Source organism: Phaeobacter sp. NW0010-22, assembly GCF_040365955.1.
Lineage (GTDB): Bacteria > Pseudomonadota > Alphaproteobacteria > Rhodobacterales > Rhodobacteraceae > OMPR01.
Window position 1 is genome coordinate 392474 of sequence record NZ_BAABWT010000003.1, and the last position, 17430, is coordinate 409903.

A 17430-nucleotide genomic window follows, 5' to 3' on the forward strand; every position below is an offset into this window, starting at 1 on the left:
CAAGAATTGGATTGCGTTTATCTGGTTTTAGTTCGCAATCGTTCGAGGGAAGTAAGAAATGACACCACAACTATTTGAAAACGAACGCGTTTATGATGACCGTGATGCAGAGCTGAATCTAATTGCCTCACGCAATAAACGCGCGCAATGGCGCCATCGCCGGGTCGGCCCGCCTTTCGTGAAATTTGGTCGGGCTGTGAAATACCTAGGTGGAGATCTCAATGATTGGGTCGAGGCCAATAGAACCGTGACCACTGAAACCGCGTAGCCGTCTACGTTCCAACAGTTCTTCGACACATCAAATCACCCAGTATCTGGAGGCGAAGAATAATCGTGTTCCAGCGCGGAGAGGCGAGGAAACTCCTATGTCAAAAGTCAGCTTCACAATGGTCAAAAGTGACATTCACAATGACCCCAGAATCCGCTCCCTCCCGAAAAACGACATTGCTCGATTGGCCTATTTCGTCATGACGACGTCGCCGTCGACCACCTACACAGGCTGTTTCTTCTATCCGATTGAGCATCTGTGTTCACACAGCGGGATCGACCGGGAGATAGCAACATCGTCAATGGAGCGGTTGGTTGGGGTTGGTCTGGTTGAATATGATCATCAAACCGAATTTGTTCGGCTGGTCGGGTGGTTTTACAAGTTCTTTGTACCTGGCAACGCGGATCATCTTTCGAAAGTCGTGAAGAGTTTCTTGCGAGATCCATTGCCGCGAAATGCGATGTCAGCCCGCGCTGTTTCTGAATTTGTTGTCGGTTCGCTGGTGAAGGCCAAATCCTTTGATCGCAACAAGCCTCATACCGCAAATTACTACGCTCACCTGCAAACTTGCGTGACTGACGCGGAGATACTGTACCCTGACTTACTTGCTGAAATTCGATCAGAAATTGCTCTAAATGCCCCCGAGGTAAGAGAAGACTTCGCCATTCTGCACCCGGAATCCGGGGGGCTGAAGCTGGACAAATGCATCGGGGAGCACGGTGGCCCCACAGTGCAAACACCTTCCCCGGACCATGTCGGCACCGTGCCCACACAAAAGAAAGAGAACAAGAAAGATAAAAACACAGGCGCGCATCTTCCTGCAACGGTCACGCCGTTGCGCCCTTTGGCGTCAACACTGAACAGTGAGATTGCACGTGAGGCAAGAGGCCAATGAGAGGAGCGCGCTATGAATACAGTGGTCGTAAACCTGTTGCCCATGCTTCGAGGAGCAAGGTTACGCGTGTGGCTACGCCACGTGCACCTTGGAAGGGAATGGGCAGGCCCTTTCCCCTTCACCCCAAACCCGGCGCGTGGACGCGCTGAAAGTGGTTGCCATGGTTAGACGCGAACCCAAGAAACACATCAAACGTGAGCTTGTTTTGCGTGTTCGGTGCACCGAAGAGGAACGTGTCAGCTGGCTTCATAAAGCTCGTGCTGAAGAGCGTTCCCTCTCTGACTACACCCGTCATGTTTTGTCTTCTGAACCCATGCGGCGGCGCGCGCAGCCACCCGATGTTGACCCCACGCTTCTGGCAGCGGTCGGGCGTGTGGGGAGCAACCTCAATCAAATCTCCCATGCGCTCAACATAGACCGCAAGGCAGGGCGCGCTATTGATCTGATTGCGGTCCGCACACTTCTGTTGGCGGTCACGCGTCAGCTGGCTGCGATTGTTGAGGATCATTCCCGATGATGGTGCGCTTCTTCGATCACGGGGATGGCTCTGGGGCTGCGGCGGTGGAATACTTGCTGGCGGCGGAAGTCACGGCCTACACCGAAGACCGCAAGCGTATTCCCAATCAAACTGTCCGGCGGGATGTGCTGCCAGATCTGCTTGCCGGTGATCCCAACCTGACCCGCCATCTGATCGACAACAATACGCGGAAGTGGAGGTACACGTCCGGTTTGGTGGCGTTCCATGCGGATGATGATCCCACTGACAGCCAGCAGGCGGCAGTCATGCAAGACTTTGAGAAAGCCGCCTTTGCGGGATTGGCAGGGGATCAAGCCAATATCCTTTGGGTCCGCCACCAGCACATGGGCAATGTTGAACTGCACTTCCTGATCCCGCGCGTGGAACTTTACGGCAACCGCTCATTCAATCCTGCGCCTCCGGGATCTGAGAAGTACTTCAACGCCTTTCGAGACTACTGGAACGCGCGCGAAGGCTGGGTCAGTCCGGAAGAGCCGGGACGCAAACGGATGGTCAAACCGGTGTTTGATCTCGATGACCGGAGACAGATCAAAGAAGCCATCCAGATCTTAATCGCCCAGAAAATCGAAGCGGGTGAAATCCGCAACCACGCTGATGTTCGTGCTGCCCTGGCCGAACTGGATGACTTCGAATTCAAACCCCTGACTGAAAAACAGATTGAGAAACGCAACAAGGCCGATGCCCTTGAGGCCAAAGGCGGCAAGCCGCGTCGTCGCGATACACGCATCACCATGCGGATTGCAGGAACATCAGACAGCCAAAATACACTCCGATTAGAGGACCGTATATTCCATGAAGACTGGACCGCAGATGAATACTTTGCTGCAAAACCTGCAAGCGAAGGTCGAGAGCCAATCTCACGCAACCGAAGAGCAGACGCAGCAGATGTTGCACGACTTCGAACAGCATTTGAGGCAAGCGTTGAGCGCCGCGCAGAGAAAAATCGTGCAAGATATGAGCGAGCTCGAAAAGCAGAGCGGTCAGATCCACAACCGAACAGCACGACAGATCGAGGATCAGGCGGACAGGATACAGCAAGCGACAAATGCGCTGGAAGAGAGCCGGAAGGAATGGCGAACGGTCACCTGGAAGACCATGCTGCCGACCTATCTGGCGGGGGTCTTGCTGACCTCCTGGGTACTCTTGATGGCCGTGCAGCTGACATTCCCGAAAGCGGAAACAACATCGCCTCAAATCAACCTAGCGACCTTTGGCTTGGATGGGGTGAGAGTGACGCGTGGCCTTGGCGGATTGGGACGGGTTCTGAGCCTGCCCCGGGGCGTCGAGTTGGCCGACTGTCCGGTGCCAAATCTGAGCGGCGGGACAGTCTGCATCGAAACAGCAGTGACGAGGTGAACCATGAGCCATCCCCAATTGACGCCCTTCGAGACCGCACTCTTGCGCGCTGTCGAAGAACTGAACACCACCTTCGAAACTGGTTTGAAGAGCGCAAGTACCTCACCGAACGAATTCGCGAATTTGAGGCGCGAATTCGATCAGTTCGCGACCGCGTTAGGGACACGCTTGAACGATTTGCAGAAGCAACAAGACGACTTGAGGCGGCTTGTCTCAGATGGTTGACGAGATCAAAACCCACTTCAACAAAGCCAACCCATCTAAATCGGAAAACGCGGTCGGCTACACATATTGACTCAGACCCCAGTCCGTAAACTGAGTTTCCTTGTGCCATAGAATGAAAAACAATTGGAGCATTAACAGATACATAGAATTCGAATGTTTCTCCAGCTAACCAATTCCAACGTACGTGCTATTCTGTTCAAAAGTAATCGATTGAGTTCTCAAGTCGCTGCTGCAAGCGACAAGACAGTGGTTGTCGGTTTTGAAACCCAATTCAATCCCTAGGATATCCGGCTCGCGCTCTGTCTAGGGTTAAACCGCGACAGGTCCACAACATATCCAAGTGCCCATCCAGTGATGTTCTCTTAACAGGTGGCAGAATTTTACAAGCCAACTGAGTTTCAAAAATCAACCGCTTGTTTTTGCAAGCGCGTTGCGACCTTTGCAACGCCACTTTGTTCGCAACCCACTACACTTAGATAAGACACATGGAGGATGTTGTGGAAGTTGACTGGTTAGAAGATTTTCTCGCTTTGAATTCAACTGGGGTGTTTGCTAAGGCTGCCCATGCTCGCAATATCAGCCAATCTGCATTTACTCGCAGAATCAAGAACCTAGAGCACTGGGTTGGGGTGCCGTTGTTCGATAGAAGTCGATACCCCGTTGTATTGACCGCTGCTGGCAAGGAGTTTCTGAAAACCGCACACCAAACCGTGCGTTCTCTTCGTATCGTAAAGGAAGATCTTCACCAGATTTCACGCCGAGACTGCGAAGTGCTTAACATTACTGCGCTTCACACCTTAGCGATTTCCTTTCTACCAACATGGCTAAAGAACATGACTGAATCGAATGGCTCGGTAAATACAAGCCTCTCCGTGGAGAACTTCTCTGGTTGTGTTGAATCGCTAATGGCTGGAACGGATGATTTCATGCTTTGCTATGATCACCCGGCCGTCATGACTTTGACGGATGACACACGGTTCCCATCTATCAAGATCACTGAAGACAGGCTTGTGGCAGTTTCCGGTGTGGATGTTAACGGTGAAGCTCTCTTTGGCTTTGAGCAGCAAGGTAAACTACCGTTTCTTGGCTATTCATCTGAAAGTTTTCTGGGTCGATTGAGTGAAATTTCAATCGAACGAACTGCCATTGCTGACAAGCTTGAGCTGCGCTACGAGACCTCAGTAGCAGAAGTCCAAAAAGCCGCTTGTGTTGAAGGGCTTGGAATTGCTTGGTTGCCGTATATGAGCGTCGAGCCAATGTTGACTACAGGCAGCCTGAGGCGCATTAGCAACGCATATTCAGAACGCACTATGGCCGTAAAACTCTATCGTTCTACCGAGCGAAGCAACATATCAATGGAACGCTTCTGGAATTTGGCAAGAACAACCAGTTCCGAGGCAAACTAATGCAGAATTCGCAAACTGACGGGTTGCCTCAGTTATCATTTGCCAACATCCAAAATCGTTCGAGCTCTGGTCGCGAGCGTTCGATGGACCGATAAAGCTTTATATAGATCGTTGGTTCCAGCTCAGATTGTCCCACTCTGCAAAGCATGCCATTTTCCAATTCTCTTTTGACCGCCTCTGCTGGTAGAAAAGCCAAGCCATGGCCTTCGAGGCAGGCGGATTTGAGTGCCTCGGCTACGGAATTTTCGTAAATTGTAGAAAGCTTCTCGCCCAGCTTGCAGCGTTCAATACATACATGCGAAATTCGCCCTAAAAACGTGTCGGGCGAAAAGGACAGATAGGGTATCTGACCGTCGTCATCCAAACGGAATTTTGGAGCGCCCGATGCATCAACACCACTGACAGCGATCATCTTGTCCTGCGCAATGGTCGCCGACGGGTAGCGGTTTTCATCAGAAATGGTGGGTACCGAAGGATGAGAATAACAAAGCATGAAGTCTGCGCTTCCGTTCAAAATTGCTTCGGCGCAACCTGAAAAATTCTCAGCGACCAACCTTGTTTTGATCGGACCAAGATGGCTGGACATTTTTGTCAGCCAAGGTGGGAAAAACGAAATTGCAAGCGTGTGAAGAGCTACGAAATCGAGAACAGATGCCTCCCTGCGGGATAAATCGCGAATGTCGTTCTGGCTCAGTTTCAATGCTTTAACCGTATCAATAGCGGTTTGCTTGAAAGCTTTGCCCGCTGGAGTCAAAACAACTGGATGGACACTTCTATCAAACAGCGGTGTTCCAGCCCAATGCTCCAAATTTTTAATCCGTCTGGTGAATGCTGATTGGCTGATATTACGTGCGTCGGCTGATCGTGCAAAAACGCCAGCTGTCTCCAAGGCAAGAAAATCTTCAAGCCAGTCGATTTCCATGGAACCTCTCCTTCTCAGCGGCACCAGAGTAGTCTGCGCAGATGTTGCAAAACTTGCAACAGTGTTGCGCTGCTTGAGTTGGTGATGCGCAGAATGCACTTCTATGATCCGACCTGAAAGACGCTCGGTTCAGGGCAAATCCAACCAAAAAACGCCAGTCCCGACAGGCCGGCAAAAAGGGGCACATACCATGCATGCAAACCGAACGGAAAAAGACAACCTCGGCCCAATAGATATTCCCAAGGATGCGGCGTGGGGCAGTCAAACCCAGCGGGCACTGGAAAATTTCCCGATCACAGGCGTTTCAATTGGTCATTACCCCAATCTGATCGTTGGCTTAGCATCGGTAAAGAAGGCCTGTGCGCAGGCCAACGGCGACCTTGGCACAGTGTCTTTGGATAAGGCCAAAATCATCATCGAGGTTTGCGACGATATCATAGCTGGCGCGCATCACGACCAATTTGTTGTCGACGTCATGCAAGGGGGCGCTGGAACGTCAACCAACATGAATGCGAACGAAGTCATCGCCAACTTAGGACTAAAGAAGCTTGGCGCAAAATATGGCGACTATCACAAACTTCATCCCAATGACGACGTCAATCGCTCACAATCCACGAACGACGTTTACCCTACAGCCATTCGCATTGCTGTACTTGCACGCATACCCCCTCTTGTCGATGCGATGTACGCTTTGGCTGGTTCCTTTGGCCAGAAAGCTTGTGAGTTTGATCACGTGATGAAGGTTGGCCGCACCCAGCTTCAGGATGCAGTGCCGATGTCTCTTGGCGCAGAGTTTCGCGGTTTTTGCACAACGGTAACGGAAGATGTCGACCGTCTGAGTGAGTTATCGAAACTATTGACTGAGGTAAATCTAGGTGGAACAGCCATCGGAACACGCATCAACTCGCCTGAAGGTTTTGGCGAAGCTGCCGTCAAACATCTGAGTAAGATTACCGGCGAGCCCTTGGCGCTTGCGGGTGACTTGATCGAAGCCTCCTCTGATCTCGGCGCTTTCGTGATGTTCTCCAGCACACTTAAACGCGTCGCTATTAAGCTCTCGAAAATCTGCAACGATCTGCGATTGATGTCATCGGGGCCGCGCGCAGGGATCGGTGAGATCATTCTACCGCCCGTGCAAGCCGGGTCTTCGATCATGCCTGGTAAGGTCAATCCGGTAATCCCCGAAGTGGTCAACCAAGTTTGCTATCAGGCTATCGGAAACGATCTGACTGTGACTATGGCGGCCGAAGCTGGGCAATTTCAACTCAATGCGATGGAGCCGGTGATCATTCACAAAGTCTTAGAGACGATGGGGTCACTGACCAATGTCATGAACGTGCTCCGCATTAGATGTGTCGACGGCATTGCTGCTGATGAAAAACGTTGTCAGGATTTGCTGGACAACAGCCTCGTTCATGTGACCGGACTCGCCCCACTGATCGGGTATGACGCTGCTGCGAAGCTTGCAAAACATGCATTGGCACACGGGGTAAGCTTGCAATCCGCAGCGGGAAGCATCCTAACTCAGGATCAGGCCAAAGTTGCACTTAATCAATTCGCAAACCTCACCGAAGAGGCAAGCCAATGAGCAAAAGGCATGCACTGCGACTGGGAATCGTCGGCGGCCTTGGTGCTCTCGCCGGGGCCGATTTGCTTAATCGGATCGTGCAGGAAACTCCCGTCAAATCCGAAGGCGACCATCGGGAACTGGTTTTCGAACAAAAACCTATGCGTGAACCCGTTTCACCAATGCACCCAGAATACAACGCAACACATCGCAAGCTATATGTCTTCGACACACTGTCACGAATGGAACAGGACGGCTGTAACGCTGCTCTGTTGCCCTGCTTTGTCACCCATTGCTTTCTAAAAGAACTAGAAGACGAACTGGGCCTCAAGCTCGTCAGCATGACTGAAGCAATCAAAGATGCAGTTGCACTTCTTGGCCCTCTACCCACTAAAATCGGTGCACTCACAACGCCTTATGTTCGCAAAAGTGGATTATTTCAAACTCTCTTTGGAGACAATACAAGTGTCGTCTTCCCTTCGGAAACGGCGGAAGCCGCCGTCATGAATGCCATCTATGGAGAAAAAGGGTTCAAGTCCGGCAATCGGGGACACAATGTTTTGACACCAATCAATCAAGCACTCAAAGATTTGTCAGGGCAAGGTGCCACCGTCTTCGTGCCAGGATTGACAGAACTGCCTTTGCTCTTTGGCCAACTCGATATCCCTTCAGCCATGATCGCTGTCGACACAGCAGCAGTTTATGCGAGACACGCGTTAAAGGTCACTGAGGCAAACCGAAAACGTAGATTCAAGGTTGGGGTAGTAGGTGGCGTTGGCCCCGCGGCGACGGTTGATTTTATGGCAAAGCTGGTCGATGCGACGGATGCAGACCGTGATCAGGATCACATCAAAATCCTTGTCGAGCAGAACCCACAGATTCCTGACCGTACCGAAAACCTAGTCGGTAGCGGCACTGATCCTACCGTCGCTCTTTATTCAACCTGTAAAAAGCTCGAATGCGGGGGTGCAGATATCTTAGCCATTCCGTGCAATACAGCTCATGCTTATGTAGATCGCATCCAGCGTCATCTGGAAGTGCCGATTGTCAGTATTCTTTCGGCAACGACCGATCACATTCGGAGTTTCTCGCCGAGCATAAGTAAAGTCGGCATCCTCGCAACAAACGGAACCATTCACAGCGATCTTTACCAACAGGCTCTGGAAGAGGCCGGTCTTGCCTATGTAATTCCAGATGAAGCACATCAGGCACTGGTGATGGAGTCAATTTATGGAGCCTCGGGCGTTAAGGCCGGGTTTACCGAAGGCCTTTGCAAAGAACAGATAAATCAAGCATTTGGCCATTTGGTCGACAAAGGCGCTGAAGCGATTGTCTTGGGCTGTACGGAGCTTCCGCTCATTGTAACAAGCCCATCATCTGACATGGGCGCAGTGCCGGTGGACCCGACAGATGTGCTGGCGCGGAAATGCGTCCATCTCGCAAAAAACTTAGGGAAGTAGTCGTTTTTCACCCAACGGCAGCGCATTGCAAATTTTGCAATGCGCTTTCGGTCTTAGCATGACCATACGGTAACTGCGGGTGGTAACCTTGTGAGAATGCTCTCTGAAGCAGTCGATCCATAGCCAAAATTGGGAGGAAACAATGGATACCACTAAAAGAAAAACGGGCTTTTTAGCGCCCTGGCGGAACATGCTTCTTTGGAAGCAGATTGTGATCGCACTTGTGCTTGGGGTGATCGTTGGCATTGTGCTGAATTCGACAGGCAATGGGGCGATTGCCGTTTCGATCAAATACGTTGGAACACTGTTCCTCTCACTGATCAAAATGCTGATTGTTCCATTGATTTTCGTATCACTGGTCTGCGGGATGACCTCTGTTAGCGACATGGCTCGGATGGGGCGCATCGGCCTGAAGTCGATTATTTTCTATCTCGGCACAACTGCTTTCGCGATAACCATAGGTCTTTTGCTTGGCACACTCTTCCAACCAGGCGTAGGGATTGACCTAGGTACCGCCATCGCGATGGAGCCCAAAAGCTCACCACCTTTTATCCAGCAGCTAATCGCCATAGTTCCCAAAAATCCAATTGCAGCCGCAGCGGATGGCAATGTTCTACAGATCATTTTCTTTGCGATCATGTTTGGCTTGTCTATCAATCTGGTCGGTGACGCAGCAAAACCCATTCGTGACTTCTTTGAGGCTCTAAACTCCGTCATCCTAAAATTGACTGAAATCGTGATTTCCTTTGCCCCTTATGGCGTGTTCGCCTTGATGGCTTGGGTTTCAGGCACGTATGGGCTCGATTTGCTGCTCCCACTAGGCACGGTTATCGCTGCGCTTTACATCGGGTGTATTCTGCACGCAATTTTTGTCTATGGCGGATTGGTAGCAGTTGTTGCCCGTCTGAACCCAAGACGGTTTTTTCAGGGCATTGTTGAACCTCAGATCGTTGCGTTCACCAGCACCTCGAGCTCAGGCACGTTGCCGGTGACCATGACAGCAGTTCAAAAGAACCTTGGCGTGAACCGATCTGTGGCCAGCTTTACCCTGCCGCTTGGTGCGACAATCAATATGGATGGTACTGCGATGTATCAGGGTGTAGCAGCACTATTCGTAGCTCAAGCCTTTGGCGTCGAACTAGGGATGTCGGAATACATCACCATCATCCTGACTTCGACTCTGGCCTCAATCGGAACTGCAGGTGTTCCTGGTGCTGGCCTAGTCATGCTCTCTCTGGTTCTAACTTCGGTTGGATTGCCCTTGGAGGGTGTCGCAATCATCGCTGGTATCGATCGCATCCTCGATATGGCACGCACATCGCTGAACGTCACAGGAGATGCGGCCTGCACAGTGATTATTGCGAAATCTGAAGATCAGATCGACTTAGAGGCCTACAATACCCCTCATGTACTCGAAGCGCCCGATCTTTCTCGAGCCTAAAATCCCGTTATGGAGTTTCTACGGTCGCCTAGGAATGGGCGACCGTTTTTTTTTGGTGGATCAGCACTTGGTTTTGTCGATTTTAGTCTATCCTTACCTCTAGCGTACGCTACGCGGAGGTGGCACAAAGATTATGCCTTTTCTAACCTCTGGCGCTACGCTTTTTCTTCAACCGCATTATGCTCGACATCCTGCCAGTGCTTGTTCACGGGCAGAGATTTGGCGCGGCGCGCGATGTCTTCGAACCGCACCGGCATGAAATCCCAGACATCGACGCCGACGTTCACGCTGTTGCGAGAGCCCCACCAATTGTTGTGAACATGGCCAAAGAGTTGCAGCGCGTCGCGACGCGCATGGTTCCAGGTGATCATGGGATAATGACACAGCGTGTGCCCCTGTTTCTTGGGGCCATCTCTGACTTCTGCAAGGTGCGAAATACTATCCCACGGCAAGGCCAATGTGGGGTCCAGGTCATGATTGCCGACAATCAGGTGCTTGCGCGCACCGGGAAGCTGGCCAAAGACAGCCGCAAGATAGTCGACCTCTTTGGCTTTTGCCCCAAAGGCGAAGTCACCCAAGATCCATAGATCATCTTGCGGTCCAACTTTGGACCACAGGTTCTCGATCAGCACCGTGTCCATGTGGCCGGTGTTGCGGAATGGGCGTCCACAAAATGGGATGACATTCTCATGCCCGAAATGCGTGTCAGCCGTGTACCAATTGGTCATGTTCTTTCTCCGTCTTCTTTGTTGGCAAGGACGGTTTCGAAGGCATGTCAGGATGATGGATCATCGTGGCGCACAGCTCGGAAGGCCGCCCGCCATAAATGCGGGTATTAAAGGGGGATAGGTTTGCGCGATATGATCATAGGTCCATATCCGAGGCTTTGACCTCTCCGCTTGTCAGCACCTCAACAATTTGTCGATCCAATTCCTGCTCATGAAGGCGCCCCAACTCATAATCCACCAGTTCAAAACTGATCGAGGTCATGCCCGGTTCGCCCTTATGCGTGACCGTGAATGTCGCGATGCAGCCGGGACGGATCTCTTTCTCTCTCGGATAGCGGAAGCGGTAATCGACGGTGTTGGTATAGTGCTGCGCCGTTCCACAGATCTCATATTGCGTGCTCAGCGTAGAAGTGCGGTTGCCACTGGTCCGCGTTTCTTCATGGGTCAGAGGGCCCAATGCATCGAGGTCGGAGATGAACCCATCTTCGCTCCAAGCGTAGAGCATGGCCATCTCGCGACCGGCAATGGTGACGCGGGATGCCGGGCCATACAGCTCTTCCAATTGTGCCTGGAGTTCCAACGGCTCAGGCAGTTCTTCACTGGGTTGGCGTATGCTGCGGTAGATCGCCAGAGGGCGTTGTTCCATCACATCTGAGGCCAGTCGCGCCGTGATCTGATCCTGCGCAACCCCTGCAAGCCGTCCATTGATGCCGACATCGCCAATCCGGGTGAAGAGCTGGTATGTAAACTCGAAGACATTCCCCTCAGGCGATTGCACCCGCACAACCTCGCGTTCGCTGGTCGGTGCGTCGTCGCTGCGCTCGGCATAGACAGTGAGCACATCCTCAAGCGGATCGCCCGGTTGCAAGCCAAGGATATTATAGGAGTACGCGCGCTCAGCTGGTGGTGCGATTGCAGTCAGGCCGTCTTCTGCGACAGCCGCTGTAGCGAGCGATAGCCAGAAGGTCAGAAATCCTGACGCCAACGCATTAAAGGTCGTTGTCTTCCCGGTTCTGCCTTTGGGTTTAGGATTGATGATGATGTGCATACCGCATATCCTGGAAAATCAAATACATATTATAGTTGATAATATTAAAGTATGTAATGCACAATCTTCCCGTGCATGGATATGCGCAAATTAGTTGGACAGAACTTCGCTCGCTTACGAAGAGAAAAAGGTCTTACCCAAGAGGACGTCGAAGCGCGCTCTGGTTTCAGCCAGCAATACTTGAGCGGATTGGAGCGAGGTCAGCGAAATCCAACTATCATTACGTTGTATGAACTGTCGCAAGCACTGGGTGTGAGCCACATAGCACTCGTAGAACCGGAAGACTCTGGCCAGTGAGAAAAAGACTTCAGTGATTTATTCGCCATAACGGGCGGAAGTTCGTTGCGAAACAATCAACGCGCACGTTCAATGTAGAATCGGACGTTCAAACCGTTCGATGGTTATAGAAGCCCTGGGTTGCATCCGTATGGGCAGTGATAGACATCATCAAATCCGCCGGGTGGTTCCATCAGAAAGTACTTTTAATCCCTTTCCCGCAGGATCGTATTCAACACTTTTGGGAAGGAACCTCATGATCTTTTTCTTTGAGTCTTCTATACTCATGAGGGTTACGCCTAGGTTGGGGGCATTAGTGACAGCGCAAAAACCCGCACCAAGTGTGATGCCGCCCCGTTCGGTCAGGAGATGTCGATCGTGGAGTTGAGTGCCGCTTTCGTTTTCCGTCCACTCATACAATTCGATGGATAAACCGTCTGGGATGAGTTTTCCGAAGAGAGCTTTCGAGTTCGCTTCGTAATAATCGAGGTTGGGGTTCTGCGCGATCGTCTTGAAATGAATTTGGAATCGGACTGACTTTCGACCATAGCGACTAATGATGTCCAAAATTGAAGCTATCGGGTCAGCGTAGTTTGGCCCGCCCATACCTCCATGAAAGTAAGGGTCAACAATTAGGATTGCTTGAGATTCCGTGACAAATGGAGTTGCCGCTGAAGTTATACCAGCCGAACTCCTGGGAACCTCCCATGAAATTGGGGCGTCAAACGACACGTGATCGTCGGTTAATTCATCAAATTTGATTACACCGACGTGGTTGTCTGGGTTTTCAGCCGTTAACACAGCCCTAACTCGACCGGCCTCCTGCGCTGAAATCGCATTTTCACTCCACCCGCCAATCGTAGTGTTAAGCGGCCTTCCGGAAACGCAAAGGGCATGCTTCCTCACCCAGAGCAGCTTTTCGTCGGCCTTCATCCGCTGCAATTCGGTGAAGTCGGAATCTTCTACTGCGTCTGCAACTTCTCTCAACCATTCTGTCGGCAAGCAAGAAATCAACCGCCCGCGATCAAACCCAAATTTTTCGATCACATAAATGAAGCGTTGCCATGTCAGCGGAAGCGCAGCCGGTTCAATCGCATATTCACAAATCATTAGAATAGTTCCTTGGCTCTTTCTCTGAAAAAGCCTCTCGGCCAGCGGTCACTAAAATCTCCATCGCTGTCCACATTCATTCTTTTGAACTCAACAGTCTGATCTTTGTTTTCAACGTAGATCACCGCTATATCTTTTGCCTGGGCGCTCATCGCCCCAGGAGGAAGCTGGTTGTTTGAAGTTTCACGAACTCGCCGAAGCAGCCGAAGCATGATGTGTTCACTGTGAGTTTCTATGAGAAGTGTCTTACCGTCAGACATCGAATTCAGGTCTGCACTGGTTGCACTCAAGAACAAATCGCCAAGTCCGACTTGGATAGCGGGATGGATGTGCAATTCTGGTTGCTCCACCATTACGACGCCAGGGTTTTTCTTCAGGCAGGCGACGACAACAGGTATCATCTGCGAAATTCCAACCCCGACATCCACTGGTGAGACGGTAATATTCTGTGCGAAGTCACGGAGTACAATCTCGTTTGTCGGGTGCAAGTCTGTGTAGGCTTCCTGAAGTTCCGACAGATCATCTTCTGTGATGCCTCGTGCAAATAATTGGTGCATACGGCTGGTGGTCGGGATGTCCCTGCGTTCTGTACGTAAGATTTCGTAGTTGGTCCCTAGCCGATCCTTTCCACTTAGCCAGAAATTTACTCGCTTCAGCAAATCTCCCTTGCGGTCGGAATAAAGCAGATCCCAAGCCGCCAGACCTTGCGCCCAACGCGCTTCATCAGGTGATAATTTCGGTTGAAACCCACGCGGTGGAATCTCTCGGAGTGGGCCGATATAGGTCGTCTCATTCAAGTAGTCACGGGCAACTCTCATTGGGCCAACCACAAGTTCATCTAGAAGGTTCTCCAGGCCGCGGACCCTCGGGGAGGCCCTTTCAAACTCAACCTTCGAGACGTCTGGATCGCGCAAATCGCTGGTCAACGTAGAGTTCAAATCAGGTAAGGCTCCTCTGACGGTCTTTATTGAAACTCGGTAGCTTGACTCGGGCACGGCATCAGAATCAGCCATCTCTCGCGATAGTTCTGCTACTTCGTCAGCAAGCGGGTGTTTAGATAATCCTTCGTCTGGGTCATCGGGTTCGATTTGGTCAACGATCCGGTGGAATAGATCGTGTTCGAAATTGATGTCAGAAAGGATGGCCCGCCCTGATTGAGGTGGCGACGAAATGGTCGCTACATCTTTGTTGTCAAGCTGGACCGTGATCGCAGAGACATATGGTTGAGCATTTAATTCACTCCAGGCGACAGAGACGCTAACACCGACGGATTGCACCACTGCGTAATCCTTCAGGTCTGTGTTTTCTCCCAAGAGGTAGCGAATGGGAAGTTGCTCGAATTCTGGTGCGGTCAACGATCCACCAGCATTCAACGGTAAATGGTCTGCACCAAATCCGTCCACGCCATCGATTACAATTTTTATAGTCATGGTTCGGTTAAGATCATGGGCGTGGATCAAATTGGCGAATCCACCGAGATCGATTAACCCCCCAGCCAGGGTTTGGTCCGGGTCTGGGTTGGCTCGGCTCAGAACCTCACGGAGATAGTGTAAAGCTTGCAAGATCGTACTCTTGCCCGCCGAGTTTGCCCCAAAAAGGAGCGTTATCGGAGCAAGGTCGATGACCTGTTTTGCGGCAATACCTTTGAAGTTCTCAATCTCAATTCGGCTGAGTCGCATATTTGATCCTGTTCTTTAATGTTATTGAGATTATTGGCAGCCAATGAAATTTCATTTTATACCCTTGGCCTTTCCAGGGGCACCAAGAATGTGGGGTATAGAAGAGATACAAACGTTCTGGAACTTGTTCTGCATAGAGTCCCAATCCCCGCTAAAGAACTCTCCGCCTTCTGAATTAAACGCGGCGTCGAACGCGGATTTTATGTCGCATTCAACAGAATGAGCCGTTACCCCGCTTGGAAACTTCTGGGTATTCTCGAGAGACCATTTTGCGGCGGATCGTTCAGGAAATCCGGTGTTGATTTCAGACAATCGCCGAGCAGGATCGTTCGACCTTCCTACCTTCACCAATGCGTGTCCTTCGCCATACCCAGAGTGCCCAAGCAGGAATTTGGCACCACCCGAGAATTTCATCAGATATACATGGTTCTCACCGTCGCTCATGTTTGATGATCGTGCACCATATGTAGGTGGAATGCCCTTGGAAGGTCTTAGAGCGTGTCTCAAAGAACCGGTCTCCAAATCACTCTCGTTTACTGGTTCTTCACCATAAACATTGACCTGTCGAACATGGTGACTGAGTGCTCGGCGATGTTCGTCGGGCTCAAGCAGTTTGGCTCTCGTTGTACGATCAAACCTGTAGATACCTCGGTAAGATTCCGGCGCAATGGTTTTGATGTGAACACGGTTGGTAACCCGCCAAGCACGAGTTACCCTGATGCCGTAATTCCATCGATCTTGGAAACCCCGTTCTTTCCGCCATTGAATAGAAGATGGACTCATTCTCTCGCGATCAAGGCACTCCTCCAGCTTCACCTCTAAAAACCCCAGAGCCTGCCTTTGGAGGTCTTGTTCAGTCAGGCTATCTACCGCACCGTAGATGAGCACCAGATCGCCATCACGCATCTTGTCCATCATGGTGGTGCGGTTCTGTTCGAGCGTGAAGCCAATCAATCCGTCATGTTCTGGGTCGAACCCATAGAACGCGCGGACCCATATCTGCCGGTCTTTGAACTCAGCCTCGTCCATCATGTTTACGCAACCTCATAGCTGCGCTCGATGAGCGGCTTGGCCCTTTCAAAGTCAGCCATAGATCGGATCGTGACCTCAAGGTCGCCGGTGCCGAAGTGTCCGATCTTCCGAACATCTCGTGTGAAGCCTTCGTCCAGTTCAACGCTGTCGGGATCAACCTTCAGATAGATCATGACCTTTTTGTCCTGGTTCTTGATCTCGACGCAGGCGAAGTTCTTGATCCTCTTAAAGGCGAAATAGAACCTCAGTGCTTTGTGTTGGACATCATCGCCGAGGCTCGACAGATGTTCTTTCACAGCCTCGTAAAGGTCGGTCAGGTCATCGTCAGCTTTTTCCAGATGCTCTGACACCGTGGTATACTTGGCCTTGCCAGCAGCCGGTTTCGGCCCATTCAATGCGGGCGCACCACTGGTCGGAGCAACCGCCGCGTTGATCTGCTCCAGCAGCACCAAATCGTCGCCGAATTTTACGTACCGGATCAAATCGATGTTGTGGTTCATCTGCTTTATGGCGTGTTCGTCGTATTTGCTGAAATCGCCCGCGATGCAGATGAGGCGGGGGGATGACCATTCCACCGATTGCGCGGCATCGGCACCAAAGGTCTTAAGCACCAACATCTCAAAGTCACCGCGATGGGTGACCAACCAATCAAGATAGAATAAACCTTGGTTGATGACATTCATGTTGGTGGAACGTTTGTATTCGATGATCACGGGATAGCCGTTTTCGTCCAATCCAAGCGTGTCCATCCGCCCACCGTGATCGGCACCGGTTGAAAATTCTGACGCCAGAAAACGAACGCCAAGGAATGTTTCTAGGTTTTGCTCGATCAGCGTCTGCAAGGATTTTTCAAGGGCCAGACCGCTGCCGGGGATTTCGGCGGCATCGGAGCCGTTAAGGTGGAACAGCTTTAAATCACTCATCTATCAACTCCGGGAAATGTTCTGAAAATGCGTTTCGCACCATCAACCAATGGGCGTCATCAAATTGCTTTTTGCTATGGACCACGTTCAATACATCGTAACCGGATGCGACCAATGCGTCGCGAAGCTGCTTTTCCAATCCAGCCATCTGGTCGCGGATGGGTTTGTGCAATGCCATTTGCTCTTCACGGTCTTGATCTGGTGTCAGGCCGACCTCTGGGAATATCGGACCAAACGAAACCAAATCGTATTGTGCACAAGCTTCAGGCTCGATACCTGCTTCGCCAAGCAGACGCCTTAGACTGTTCTGGGTCTTTGCGAAGCCAAGGTGCTGCCCCATTCGTGTGTATGGCGCAGTGGCACGGGGGCTGCTGCTATCGCCGGTACGACCAACATAGAGACGTTCACCCTTTGGTGTCCCAACACGCCAGACGTAGAGCCAGAACCCCCGCTGAAGCATGGGACCGGGCAGCGTCAGTTGGTGTAGGTCAGGCTTAGAAGCGGCACCATTGATGATCTGTTGGTCAGTGTTGGCAGAAGGGTTCATCTCGACATC

Annotated in this window: 17 protein-coding genes; 9 read left to right on the top strand and 8 right to left on the bottom strand. The window is 51.4% G+C overall.

All coding sequences use genetic code 11. The features are described 5' to 3' along the window. The first annotated feature begins 58 nt into the window (after positions 1 to 58). The 5 genes from ABWV33_RS08815 to ABWV33_RS08835 all read left to right on the top strand — a co-directional run bounded on the left by ABWV33_RS08815 (position 59) and on the right by ABWV33_RS08835 (position 4688). The gene (locus tag ABWV33_RS08815; protein ID WP_282157207.1) at positions 59 to 268 is read left to right on the top strand and encodes a MerR family transcriptional regulator; all 210 of its coding nucleotides are present in this window, start codon (positions 59 to 61) and stop codon (positions 266 to 268) included. Between the two features lie 97 nt (positions 269 to 365). Then, positions 366 to 1163 (top strand): hypothetical protein, encoded by a 798-nt coding sequence (locus tag ABWV33_RS08820; protein WP_353330142.1) that lies wholly within the window; start codon positions 366 to 368, stop codon positions 1161 to 1163. A gap of 160 nt (positions 1164 to 1323) precedes the next feature. Continuing rightward, complete coding sequence (locus tag ABWV33_RS08825) at positions 1324 to 1680, top strand: plasmid mobilization protein (protein ID WP_353330144.1); 357 nt, start codon at positions 1324 to 1326, stop codon at positions 1678 to 1680. Further along, a complete protein-coding gene (locus ABWV33_RS08830) occupies positions 1677 to 3371 on the top strand; it encodes a relaxase family protein (RefSeq protein ID WP_353330146.1) in 1695 nt (564 codons plus the stop codon). The genes ABWV33_RS08825 and ABWV33_RS08830 overlap by 4 nt, the downstream gene beginning before the upstream one ends. 396 nt (positions 3372 to 3767) lie before the next feature. After that, entirely contained in the window at positions 3768 to 4688 is a 921-nt protein-coding gene (locus ABWV33_RS08835) for a LysR substrate-binding domain-containing protein (protein WP_353330148.1), read from the top strand. Positions 4689 to 4716: 28 nt separating this feature from the next. On the opposite strand, the gene ABWV33_RS08840 is transcribed toward ABWV33_RS08835, so the two are convergent. Beyond that, the gene (locus ABWV33_RS08840; protein WP_353330150.1) at positions 4717 to 5610 is read right to left on the bottom strand and encodes a LysR family transcriptional regulator; all 894 of its coding nucleotides are present in this window, start codon (positions 5608 to 5610) and stop codon (positions 4717 to 4719) included. Positions 5611 to 5800: 190 nt separating this feature from the next. On the opposite strand from ABWV33_RS08840, the gene ABWV33_RS08845 reads away from it, so the two are divergent. The 3 genes from ABWV33_RS08845 to ABWV33_RS08855 all read left to right on the top strand — a co-directional run bounded on the left by ABWV33_RS08845 (position 5801) and on the right by ABWV33_RS08855 (position 10078). Further along, a complete protein-coding gene (locus ABWV33_RS08845) occupies positions 5801 to 7198 on the top strand; it encodes an aspartate ammonia-lyase (RefSeq protein WP_353330152.1) in 1398 nt (465 codons plus the stop codon). Continuing rightward, positions 7195 to 8637 carry a cysteate racemase gene (cuyB, locus tag ABWV33_RS08850; RefSeq protein WP_353330154.1) on the top strand — a complete coding sequence of 481 codons (1443 nt, stop codon included), beginning with the start codon at positions 7195 to 7197 and terminating at the stop codon, positions 8635 to 8637. Before ABWV33_RS08845 ends, cuyB begins: the two co-directional genes overlap by 4 nt. Before the next feature lie 142 nt (positions 8638 to 8779). Then, the gene (locus ABWV33_RS08855; protein ID WP_353330156.1) at positions 8780 to 10078 is read left to right on the top strand and encodes a dicarboxylate/amino acid:cation symporter; all 1299 of its coding nucleotides are present in this window, start codon (positions 8780 to 8782) and stop codon (positions 10076 to 10078) included. Positions 10079 to 10233: 155 nt separating this feature from the next. Here the strand turns inward: ABWV33_RS08855 and ABWV33_RS08860 are convergent, their stop codons facing one another. Together ABWV33_RS08860 and ABWV33_RS08865 are read right to left on the bottom strand one after the other, a co-directional pair. Then, positions 10234 to 10806: a metallophosphoesterase gene (locus ABWV33_RS08860; protein WP_353330158.1), complete on the bottom strand. Its 573-nt coding sequence runs from the start codon at positions 10804 to 10806 to the stop codon at positions 10234 to 10236. Positions 10807 to 10942: 136 nt separating this feature from the next. Continuing rightward, positions 10943 to 11854: a hypothetical protein gene (locus tag ABWV33_RS08865; RefSeq protein WP_353330160.1), complete on the bottom strand. Its 912-nt coding sequence runs from the start codon at positions 11852 to 11854 to the stop codon at positions 10943 to 10945. Positions 11855 to 11935: 81 nt separating this feature from the next. On the opposite strand from ABWV33_RS08865, the gene ABWV33_RS08870 reads away from it, so the two are divergent. After that, a complete protein-coding gene (locus ABWV33_RS08870) occupies positions 11936 to 12151 on the top strand; it encodes a helix-turn-helix domain-containing protein (protein ID WP_353330307.1) in 216 nt (71 codons plus the stop codon). A gap of 150 nt (positions 12152 to 12301) precedes the next feature. Here ABWV33_RS08870 and ABWV33_RS08875 read toward each other — a convergent pair whose 3' ends face one another. The 5 genes from ABWV33_RS08875 to ABWV33_RS08895 are packed head-to-tail and all read right to left on the bottom strand — an operon-like array spanning position 12302 to position 17421. Further along, positions 12302 to 13240, bottom strand: a complete 939-nt coding sequence (locus tag ABWV33_RS08875; RefSeq protein WP_353330162.1) for a hypothetical protein — start codon at positions 13238 to 13240, stop codon at positions 12302 to 12304. Beyond that, positions 13240 to 14919, bottom strand: a complete 1680-nt coding sequence (locus tag ABWV33_RS08880; RefSeq protein WP_353330164.1) for an AAA family ATPase — start codon at positions 14917 to 14919, stop codon at positions 13240 to 13242. Before ABWV33_RS08880 ends, ABWV33_RS08875 begins: the two co-directional genes overlap by 1 nt. 51 nt (positions 14920 to 14970) lie before the next feature. Then, positions 14971 to 15951, bottom strand: a complete 981-nt coding sequence (locus ABWV33_RS08885; protein ID WP_353330166.1) for a GIY-YIG nuclease family protein — start codon at positions 15949 to 15951, stop codon at positions 14971 to 14973. 2 nt (positions 15952 to 15953) lie between these two features. Next, positions 15954 to 16874 (bottom strand): DUF5655 domain-containing protein, encoded by a 921-nt coding sequence (locus tag ABWV33_RS08890; RefSeq protein WP_353330168.1) that lies wholly within the window; start codon positions 16872 to 16874, stop codon positions 15954 to 15956. After that, complete coding sequence (locus ABWV33_RS08895; protein ID WP_353330169.1) at positions 16867 to 17421, bottom strand: hypothetical protein; 555 nt, start codon at positions 17419 to 17421, stop codon at positions 16867 to 16869. The genes ABWV33_RS08890 and ABWV33_RS08895 overlap by 8 nt, the downstream gene beginning before the upstream one ends. Positions 17422 to 17430 lie beyond the last annotated feature (9 nt).